The sequence below is a fragment of the Cytobacillus firmus NBRC 15306 genome (assembly GCF_001591465.1).
Classification (GTDB): domain Bacteria; phylum Bacillota; class Bacilli; order Bacillales; family Cytobacillaceae; genus Cytobacillus; species Cytobacillus firmus.
Genome location: NZ_BCUY01000110.1, coordinates 1 through 9,728, shown reverse-complemented (window position 1 = coordinate 9,728; position 9,728 = coordinate 1). Strand labels below are relative to the sequence as shown.

7 protein-coding genes are annotated in these 9,728 nt (G+C 37.6%); 1 reads left to right on the top strand and 6 read right to left on the bottom strand.

Features of this window, described 5'->3' with window-relative positions:
* Nucleotides 1–1,116 (top strand): IS4 family transposase (locus tag BFI01S_RS19615; protein WP_061794103.1); only part of this gene is annotated, 1,116 nt, incomplete at its 5' end.
* Nucleotides 1,117–1,663: 547 nt separating this feature from the next.
* On the opposite strand, the gene BFI01S_RS19610 is transcribed toward BFI01S_RS19615, so the two are convergent.
* The 6 genes from BFI01S_RS19610 to BFI01S_RS19585 all read right to left on the bottom strand — a co-directional run bounded on the left by BFI01S_RS19610 (nucleotide 1,664) and on the right by BFI01S_RS19585 (nucleotide 9,591).
* Nucleotides 1,664–3,895: an Ig-like domain-containing protein gene (locus BFI01S_RS19610; protein ID WP_061794102.1), complete on the bottom strand. Its 2,232-nt coding sequence runs from the start codon at nucleotides 3,893–3,895 to the stop codon at nucleotides 1,664–1,666.
* Between the two features lie 1,019 nt (nucleotides 3,896–4,914).
* The gene (locus tag BFI01S_RS19605) at nucleotides 4,915–6,732 is read right to left on the bottom strand and encodes a DUF927 domain-containing protein (RefSeq protein ID WP_061794101.1); all 1,818 of its coding nucleotides are present in this window, start codon (nucleotides 6,730–6,732) and stop codon (nucleotides 4,915–4,917) included.
* A gap of 155 nt (nucleotides 6,733–6,887) precedes the next feature.
* Complete coding sequence (locus BFI01S_RS19600; protein ID WP_061794100.1) at nucleotides 6,888–7,667, bottom strand: hypothetical protein; 780 nt, start codon at nucleotides 7,665–7,667, stop codon at nucleotides 6,888–6,890.
* Between the two features lie 12 nt (nucleotides 7,668–7,679).
* Nucleotides 7,680–8,543 carry a tyrosine-type recombinase/integrase gene (locus BFI01S_RS19595; protein WP_061794099.1) on the bottom strand — a complete coding sequence of 288 codons (864 nt, stop codon included), beginning with the start codon at nucleotides 8,541–8,543 and terminating at the stop codon, nucleotides 7,680–7,682.
* 98 nt (nucleotides 8,544–8,641) lie between these two features.
* Nucleotides 8,642–9,139 (bottom strand): hypothetical protein, encoded by a 498-nt coding sequence (locus tag BFI01S_RS19590; protein WP_035327652.1) that lies wholly within the window; start codon nucleotides 9,137–9,139, stop codon nucleotides 8,642–8,644.
* 92 nt (nucleotides 9,140–9,231) lie between these two features.
* Nucleotides 9,232–9,591: a hypothetical protein gene (locus tag BFI01S_RS19585; RefSeq protein ID WP_061794098.1), complete on the bottom strand. Its 360-nt coding sequence runs from the start codon at nucleotides 9,589–9,591 to the stop codon at nucleotides 9,232–9,234.
* Nucleotides 9,592–9,728: the final 137 nt, after the last annotated feature.

Sequence of the window (9,728 nt, the reverse complement as noted above, 5' to 3'; positions counted from 1 at the left end):
CTTTCTGCTTGCAAAAAACAGCAGCTAGATCAATGGAGCTCATATGCTCATATGGAAGAGAAATTAGAAGCTTATCCTAAACTGCGTAAAGAGCTTGATATTAAGGAAATAAGTGGCTCTCAGTTGAGCCGTCGTATCAATGATCTTCCAACGGAATCTGTTCAAAAATTGTTTATCAAAGTAGTTCAAAAAATCAAACAGCTTACCGATTCAAGTAAAGGATTACCTGATGGAATTGGCCGTTTAAATATCGTGGATTCTACTGAAATTAGACTTCCTGAACAATTGTGTGACTGGGCATTTATTTCAAAAGGCCATAATGCCGTTAAAATGCATACAAGATTAATGGTTGTTGCACCAGACGTCGCATTTCCTGACAAAATTGTTCCCTCAACAGGAACTGTTAGTGATTTTGAAAGTTCAGATTCCCTAATAGAAGAAGCTGATGCTACTTATGTAATGGACCGCGGTTATCCTTCACGGAAGAACCTAATGGACTGGCAAGAGAAAGAAATATCATTTGTAGTACGGATTACCAAGGCTCTACGATTATATACACTGGAAGAATATAAACCAACTCACCCATCCGTTATTCAAGATGCCAAAGTAATATACGGTATATCAGAAATACCAATCAGGTACATTGAATTTGTAGATGAAAAAGAGAGAACCTATCGAATCTTAACGACTCGATTTGATCTGACGGATCAACAAGTAATGGACATTTACCGTAATCGGTGGGTAATTGAATTATTCTTCAAATGGATTAAACAGCATCTTAAATTAACAAAGATCTGGAGTACGAAACCACAAGGTATTTGGAATCAAATGTTCCTAGCCCTTATCGCATTTGGACTCTCACTAATTCTTAAACTACAAGCGGTGACTAAAAAGACACCCTGGGAATTCTTTAGAATCTTACAAACCTACCTGTATAAGTCCGTAAGTTCTTTTAATAAAGCATTACGATTAAAAAGGAAGAAAAAATCAAAAGGTAGACAGAAAGTCCCTATTCCAACCGAGAAGAGAATCCCCTCGTTTGGAAATGTCGCTTTGGTGAAAGAAGTAGTGAAAAAAGAGAAGAGAAAAAGTGAGCGTAAATTAGGTAACTATTAAAATAAGGAAAAAAAAGGGAACAAGGTCTATTACTACCTTATTCTCCTTTTTTCATTTGAACTTCGAAAGTGAATGTAATATTTATACATTTATTCAATTTAATTACTATCATGCAAGGCCAGTGGGTCAGGCACCGGCATTTCGTGATTTTTATTGGCTCTCCTTTAAATAGTGATAGCTGTTCCATTCTTTCCATTTCATTCTGTTTCATTTCTCCTCGAATGGAATTAGGACTTAAGATACCTCATTACACTTACCGATGATAAATTGGGTAAATTGGTAAGTTCATTATCTGTGTAAAACAGTTAAGCACACTGGGCGAATGCTGGCAAAAAAAAGCATACAAACCTTTCCAAAGAGGAAGGGGTTCGTATGCTAGTGTTTGCTTTATATCTTTTTAATTATTCAAGAATATTAAGGGTTTTTTCGAGGATGAAAATTAAGTTAAATACCCTATTATTTCTTAAGGGTATATTTAGAAAAAACCTGCAGAGAGATACATAAAGCTCCCTGAATTTATATCCAGGGAGCTTTATCATAGAAATTGTTATTCTACTGTAACAGTCTTAGTTACAACGTTACCATCTACATCAGTAACTACAACAGTAAGTACATCACCAGTAGATACTGGAGAAATAGTTGCCGCAAAATCACCATTTGAATCAACAGTCGCAGCACTTCCTAAAGCATTACCAGCAGAATCTTTAACTAGGACAGATGCGCCTACTTCAGCTGTACCTGCTACAGAAGTAGAACCATTAGCTACTGCAGCAACTGTAGGAGCAACCACAGTAGAGATTTTAGCATCGCTAGCTAAACCTTTAGCAGCAAAAGTACCAATCTTATTTGTAGATCCATCAACAAGTACATTTCCGTTAGTCAATGCAACTGTTACAACAGCATCATTTAAGCCAGCTTTATCTAGATCTACTGTTAATACAGCTCCAGATGTTGAAACTGTATAATCACTTCCTGCTTGTAGTGCAGTACCATTTGCAGTAACTGTTAGGTTAGAAGCTAAGATATCATTAGAAATTCCAGTAGCTTTAACAATAACCTCATCAAATGTTACTTCTACTTTATCGTCAGCTCCGGCCTTTTTAGCAACAGAAGCGACTGAAGAAGCAATCTTATCAGAAACAGTAATAGCACTTCCAGAAGCAAATGCAATTGCTTGATCATTCTGATCTTTCACATCTGTTCCTGTGATATATAATTTAGCAGCTGGTGTACCTACAGCATTCAATGTAGCATCAGCATTTAAAGGTACTGAAGTAGTTAACGTTACAGAAGTTCCATCTTGAGAAACTTGTGCTGCAACAATACCTAAGTTAACATCAGCAGAACCATCAAAAATCTTAAAGCTGTTAGCGTTAGCTGCTGTGAAGTAATAACCATCTTTAGCAGTTACTTTAATAGTATTTTTACCTGTTGCTTCAACAGTGAAGTTAGAAGCTGTAGCAGGAGTATAAGATCCAGCAACTGTAAATGGAGATGAAATTGATGCGTTACTTACGTAATTACCTGTAACGTCTTTAAGAGCAGGTAGTGCAATACGATTAATTGCCGCCGCTAAACCACCAGCAAGATTACTGTTGTCAGCATCAGGAACTAAAAGAACCACCTTTTTTCCATCCGCAGAAACAGAATCTACTTTAGCACCTGTAATTGTATTCAATGGTAGATTTGCTGCACCGTTTCCAATGAAATAGTTAGAAACATTAGCTAAAGTTGAAGCATCCATTGCTTCTGAGAATACTAATTCAATTTTATCGTTATTTCCTACAGCATCAGCTTTAATTACTGCTGTTGCCAAAGTAGGAGCTTTAGAATCTTTAGCAACGATATCAGTTGTAACTTTTTCAATTGCGTTTGCACGGATTGACTTATCAGTTACACCTGAAACCTCTACTTTGTATGTAGCAGAATCGATGTTACTTAATCCAGCAAAGCTTACTTTAAAGGTCTTTCCATCAGGATCAACAGAATCGAAATCAACAACTTGAGAAGCTGCTGCATTCACAACTGTAGTTCCATCAGCTTTGTAAAGTTTGAAGTTAGAAGGGCTAACATTTACTTTTTCAGAGAAAGTAACTTTAACTACATTACCATCAATTACTTCTGTGTTAGCAACAGTCGGTTTTGTAGAGTCATCTGTAACTTTGCTTGAAATTGTAGTATCAGCAGTTAATTTATTTCCAAAAATGTCTTCTACATTTTTGTAAGTCACATCATAACCTACGATAGCAGCAGCTGTGAAAGAAGTTAATCCAGCAATTGTAACTGATTTCTTATCGTTAGAAAGTGTAAATGTAGTTCCACCATTTACTAAGTTACTTGAATTACCAGCCTCTTTAACAACAAAAGTTCCTGTAGGAGAAGTTGTCCCAGCTAATGCCTCGCTGAATGTAACTTTAACGCTAGTTGGTGATAGATATTCAACTCCTGTAGCAGTTGGAGCTACTACGTCTTTAGAAGTGTTGATTGTGAAAGATTTAGAAGTAGATTTAAAGCCGGCAAAGTCTTTAACATCACCAATCTCAATAGTGTGACTTCCATCTGTTAATTCATTGAAAAATTCAACTTCTACTGCATGCTCTCCAGGAACAGCCGTGAATTTCGCAAATGATAATTGGCCATCAACTTTTACTAATGCTCCTGAATTTGTCACATCAGTAGTTTTGTAAATTCCGGCAGTGTCAAGGTTCACAGCTTCACTAAAATTAACTTTAACTTTTTTATGGTTTAAAACAGTTACACCAGTTGCTTCCGGAGCCACTGTATCAGTTACTGTAACTGTTTCTTCATATTTAGTTACTTCTTTTTTATCAGGAGTTTTTAATCCGTCTAATGATACTTTTAATTTATCAGATTGGTTTAAACCACTAACAACAAGTGTTAACGTCTTTCCATCTTCAGATAAACCGAAAGAAGAAACAGAAGTAGTTGTACCTGCATTTACAAACGCTTCAACAGTAGCATCTGTACCAGTGATATCTACAGTATCTTTGTCGATTGCTTTGTTGAATTTAACAACAACAGTTTTAAGGTTATTCGCACAACCTTAACCAAAAAAATCCGAGTTTCTACTATTATATAGGTCCATGTGTCCCATGGAATTCGACAATCTAAAACCCTAACCATTTGTAAAAATAAGCGGAATGGAATCTAAATTTCTCAAAATAATGGTACTCTACTTGTAATGGAAACTAGGGAAAATAAAGTTAAGGTTTTTTACAGCATCTCCATTGCTGCAATCACCGAAGCGATTCAATTCCTTGTCCCTCATGGAATTTGAAAAAATCGCACCTAACGCACCGCTCTTTCTGAAAAACAAAAATAAAAAAATTTCTATTTTATCTCTATTATTTATTTGATTAATAATAATTAATATTAATAAATATAAATATATATTTATATCTAATATTAATATAATTTTATTATCCTTTATCCTGTAAGAAGAATCCTTATCTCAGGCTCTCAAAAAGGGAGGTTCTTACCACCGTTTTTCCGTTCTCTTTTCTATTTCCCACCCCCGTGGGACGCTGCTAACAACCTCCCTTTTCAATTTCCTTCCTCTTACGAGGAAGAAAATTGATATCTATATAGATTTCATAGCTCATCTATTCATTCATTAATATGGCGAAAACGCGGTGCGGTCGGCGCGATTTGATGGAACGCTATGTGCCGTAAGCAGTTGGGCCGCCTCCACTTTCGCACCAAAATTGCTAAATGGCGTATCGTTCTGATTGGATTGCAGCAAACAAAAAAAGACCATCGAATAGATGGCCCAATGGTTTAGAATTCATCAATCGTTGCAATCTCCTGGGTATTACTCACTTTACTGAGGCTATACTTTCCTCTCTTTTTAGGCTTTTTCTTTTGCTTTTGCAGTCTCGTTTTCTCTTGGTACTCTTCTGCTTGTTGGAGGGAATAATTGTGTTCATTTTCCTTGTGCTCCATTTCTTTGGCTGCGGTCTCCAGTTTCTTTTCTTCGAATTGTTCAGTTTGGTTGAGTTCCACATCAGAAATATCCAGCACCTTGAAGGCATACATAGCCATACGTGGCATTCCAGGCTGAAACACTCTTGTGAGAGTATTCTTCCCGTTATCATGGACTAGCCACCCCTTTTCTTTCCACTTATTAACTGTGGAATCAGGGTCAAATTTTCCGTATTTTAGAATCTTTTCAAATTCCTCTTTCGGAATCCGAATCTCCGAGATTTTCCCGCCTTTCTGTAAATACTTCCCGACAATTACCTTTTTGTTAACCAGCTCGCTCGCATCTCTAAAGAATTTGCTTCTGTTACGGGAGAAGTATTCCATTATGTGGCGGTAGGCTTCTTCTTCTTTATTGCGTGTCTGTACAGATTTAGCCTCTAGGTACATGAGGCCCTCCTGTAGTTTCTCAATATCCAACCCTAAGTCAAGTGCTTCATTTGCCAATTCTCCTGCTAATTGAATGACTGCAAGCTTTCCGGCTATTCGGTGAGTAAACTGGTCGTTTCCCATTTTTTTAACGAGCTGCTGTTTAATTTTATACCAGCGGTCTGTTATTTCCTCATGTTCCATCTCAAACAAATAGTTAATGAACAAAGGACCAGCGTGACCATAATTTTTCAAAACAACCTTTTCAATCTCTTCAGCATTCTCAGCGCTCTTTGTTAACTTCTCACTAATTTCAAAGAATCGAACACGAATGCCTCCTCGCTTATCTGTATTTTGGAGGATGGAGACTTCTGAACTGGAAAACACAGTGGTTATCCATTCTGACCGTTCCCGCTTCGTCCCGTGGGAGGTCATGGCTAATTTCTCTTGTCCACCTGCAATCAAGTAAATGAATTGTGTAAAGTCCTTATCTGTTTCCTGCATGGAAGTATCATCAATAACCATAGGTATACCAAAATTTCCACGTAAATGATGTAGGATACCTTGGTCAGTTCCATACCATGTCAGCAGGAGTCCATTCTTTCTAGTATCAGGTAATCCAAACGGGCTGACCGCTAATCGAGTGGCTAAGGTTTTTCCAGTGCTGGATATTCCATAAAAATTAATGAAAAGGGAATCCATGTTGGCTTCTTCCTTAATAATTTTCACCAATGGGGCTGTGAAACCGCAGGCAAGAGCACACTCCAGCCATTGGTTACCCAATACCTCTTTTTTGACCATCTCCATCCACACTTCATGAGAACCTTTGGGATTCAAGTTGTACCTGTCGCCTTTATAGGTGGATGGAAGCCCGACTGCTTGATGATGTTTAAAAAATTCCTTTCCTTGGTACTCTCCCCAACCAACATCACTGTGCTCGAAGTTCCGTTCCATTTGTGTGATTTGTTCTCTTAGGTGGTCAGCATACAAATCTGAGACCTCCTTCCAGCAATCAGCCCCGTACTTTGTAAGTCCCACGATTTTTTGCGGGGTAATTTCATCCCTTGTGAGCACCTTTGTCACTTTGGAGCCATTATCATAGAAAGAAACGTGTACGCTAACTTCGCCTGTATCTACATTGGTGACGTATCGGTCTACGTAAATGGCTCCTCCAATGTCTCTCTTTTCCCCATCTTGTACAAAGTACAAGCGATGATTCTGTATCAAATATGAGCTTTTCTCATTCATCTTGATTTCCCCTCTCCATTGCTGTTATTGGCAAAAAAAAAACTCTTCATTGTTTCGTGCGATGAGTGGGGCGGTGTAATCCCTTGATGCTATTGCACTTCAAGAGAATCACACCGACTCCACCGCTTCTCAAAAACAATCATTAGCAAATCCTATTACTGCCCTAGCAACTGTTCAACTTCTCTCTCAAATCCGTACCTGCGAAAAAATTGAATTAATGCTACTGTGAAAACATCCCTCTGGCTGACATTTTTTTCTCTACTAAACTCTCTAACTAGCTGGTCCAACGGACTAGCCATGTGAACTGACTTCGTCACAAATACACCAGGTACTGCGTAACGTGGGATATGACCAGTTTCTGATGTGGGAATAATAAAATCCATTAGCCTGTCCTTATTTCGTTCCAGCATTTCCAATAGAGGCAAGAACTGCAGAAGGTCGTTTGGAGTATCCCTTGTTATCTGACTTGCAGAAGTCTCCTTTTTTTCTTGGTATTTATCATCTGAATCGTTATCCTTTTCTTTCTCGATTTCCCCAACAGCCTTTTCATAGTTCCCCTTTTCCATCGACCATACGTATCCTTTTCCCTTCATATAGGAAGCGAGTTCCCGATGGTCTTCAAATCCGAGTCTTTTTGCCACTACTTTGGAATTCGTTCCCTCTTTCTTAAAGAGAGCAATCACTTGAGAGGCCTTCGAACCGTCAGGCAACTCTCCAAATTGAATACCTTCTAATCTGGAGTACGCTGGAATGAATTGCTTTCTTTCTCTGTCCCAAACAAAGTTTCTTGTTTTCATGTATTTATCAATAGCATGGGTACTTTTATGCCCAAACTCTGCTGCTAAATCATCCCTTGTCTTTCCCTTTGCCATCCCCTGCAGTATCTCCTCTACGCGTGTATCATAGATGGGCTTTTTGTCTTCTGTTATCGTCATTGTTCTCCCCCCTTATAGAGCATTTACAGCTTCGGCCATTTGTTCCATGTTGGTATGAGTGTAAACACTTGTAACTTTCAAAGAACTATGTCCGAGCAGTTTCTGAATTTGGACTAGATTTACTTCTTTCTTGACAAGCTGACTTGCAAAGGTGTGCCGAAAAATATGTGCAGTTACTTTTTTCTTCCATCCTAGTTTCTTTGTAGTGTCACTCAGGACTCTGTTCACATATTGGGCAGATAGCATTCCCGTCTTCTTTGTCGCAAAGAACTTTTGAGAACTTGTATTTACACGCTTGTACTTCAGGTATTCATCAAGCACAGGAAACAATCTTTCCGAGATTGGAATTCTTCTATCCTTATTTCCTTTACCCGCAATGATGAGAATTTCTCTTTTCCTTAAGTTCACGTTGTCCACGGTTAGATTAAGGCACTCTGAGATTCGCAGTCCTGTTAAGTAAAGGGTTGTACAGACAGTCTGAATTAGGGGATGCTCAATGGCCTCAATCAGTTCTTCTACTTCCTCTTTTTCCATAAAGGTTCTCTCTTTTTGTGGAGCCTTGATATTTTCAACTGCTAAGGCAACATCTCGCTCTACCCACTCCTTTTTATAAGCATGAGAAAAGAATGAACGGAAGGTATGAAGATGTCGCTGTCTGCTTTTTGGTTGATAGTTACGTACTTCTTTTAGCCAAACCAGATAATTTTCAATATCATCTGTCGTTACATCTTCCACAAAAACTTCGCCATTATATGAATTTGCAAGAAATTCTCCCAGCATTTTAAGGTCTTTTCCATAACCAATAATTGTTTCCTGACTCCTTTCAATAGACGAGAGATAATTTAAAAATTGTTTTTTCCCCTCATTCCATAACATGTGAGTTCCTCCTTTAGTTGGGGAATCAGTTCTTTAGTGATTCCCCTGTAATCATTTTTATAATATATATTTGAATATTTCGATATTACAGCACGTAATTAGTCTTCATCAAAATCCATTTCCTCTTCGTCATATGAGTCTTCAAAATCAATGTCTATGTCATCATCTGGATATCCATCCTCAAGGTCATCATCTGTATCCAAGTCAAATTCTTCTTCCTCGTATTCTTCAAGGGGATAAGCATTTACTACATTTGCAAAAATGCGACCAGTTTCTTTTGACTTATTATGTTTTACTTCGATGATGAGGTCTTGATTCATAAGAAATTGCTCAACATTATCAATCTCCTCTGGTATTTCACCTTCATTAATAGCCATTACTACCTTTCCAAGAGGAGACTCCTCGACAAGTAGCGGGAAATATCGTCCCCTTGCCTTTCCATTTTCAGTCTGAAAGTCTACTTGAATGATATCGCTTGTTTTCTTTTTTCCCTTTACTGTTATGACCTCGTCCTCTAGAATTTCCACTCCACAAATGGTTGCTTCATGATTTCCTTCGTTTGGAAGCTGGTATCCTTTTTTCATTGAGTATGCCATTATATGTTCCCCCTCAAGTTTTTTGGGATTATTTTTCATAACCTTTTAGTTCATTAATTAACTCTCATCTTTTCCTCATTAATGGGAAATCCTTAATAAATACCATCTATAACTAAGTTGATATAAAATGGGTATTGAATGGAACCTAAAAAAGAAACAATTTCAGTTACTGTCTCATTAACTGCTTGTTCCATTTCTTCCAAAAAATCAAAACCTGTTCCACCCATCGAAGTAACAAAAGATATTTCATCTGAACCCAAATGATAATTTTCAATTACAACATGATTTCTCAAGGTTTCATACAATTGTTGACTTACTTCTGAATATTCAGGGAAACTTAAATAATCTTCTAATTTAAAGCTAATTTCAATAAACTTGAAATGAAAACATTCGGCCGTTCCTTTTTCCCCGGTAAAATCAAATGAAATTTGCACTCGGTCGTTTAACTTCAATTCAACTCATCCTTTCTTCATTTACCTTCTTACTAATTAAGTTCAAGAATCGTAAATTACAATAGACTCTTGGATATGGTTGGTGCTTCGCACCCTATTTTTGGGAGTTAGATAAAAATATAAGACTTTTCTTACTG

Bases quoted from the DNA above. Each gene is read 5' to 3' on its own strand.
- BFI01S_RS19605 (WP_061794101.1), bottom strand. From the start codon at position 6,732: ATGAATGAGAAAAGCTCATATTTGATACAGAATCATCGCTTGTACTTT.
- BFI01S_RS19600 (WP_061794100.1), bottom strand. From the start codon at position 7,667: ATGACGATAACAGAAGACAAAAAGCCCATCTATGATACACGCGTAGAG.
- BFI01S_RS19595 (WP_061794099.1), bottom strand. From the start codon at position 8,543: ATGTTATGGAATGAGGGGAAAAAACAATTTTTAAATTATCTCTCGTCT.
- BFI01S_RS19590 (WP_035327652.1), bottom strand. From the start codon at position 9,139: ATGGCATACTCAATGAAAAAAGGATACCAGCTTCCAAACGAAGGAAAT.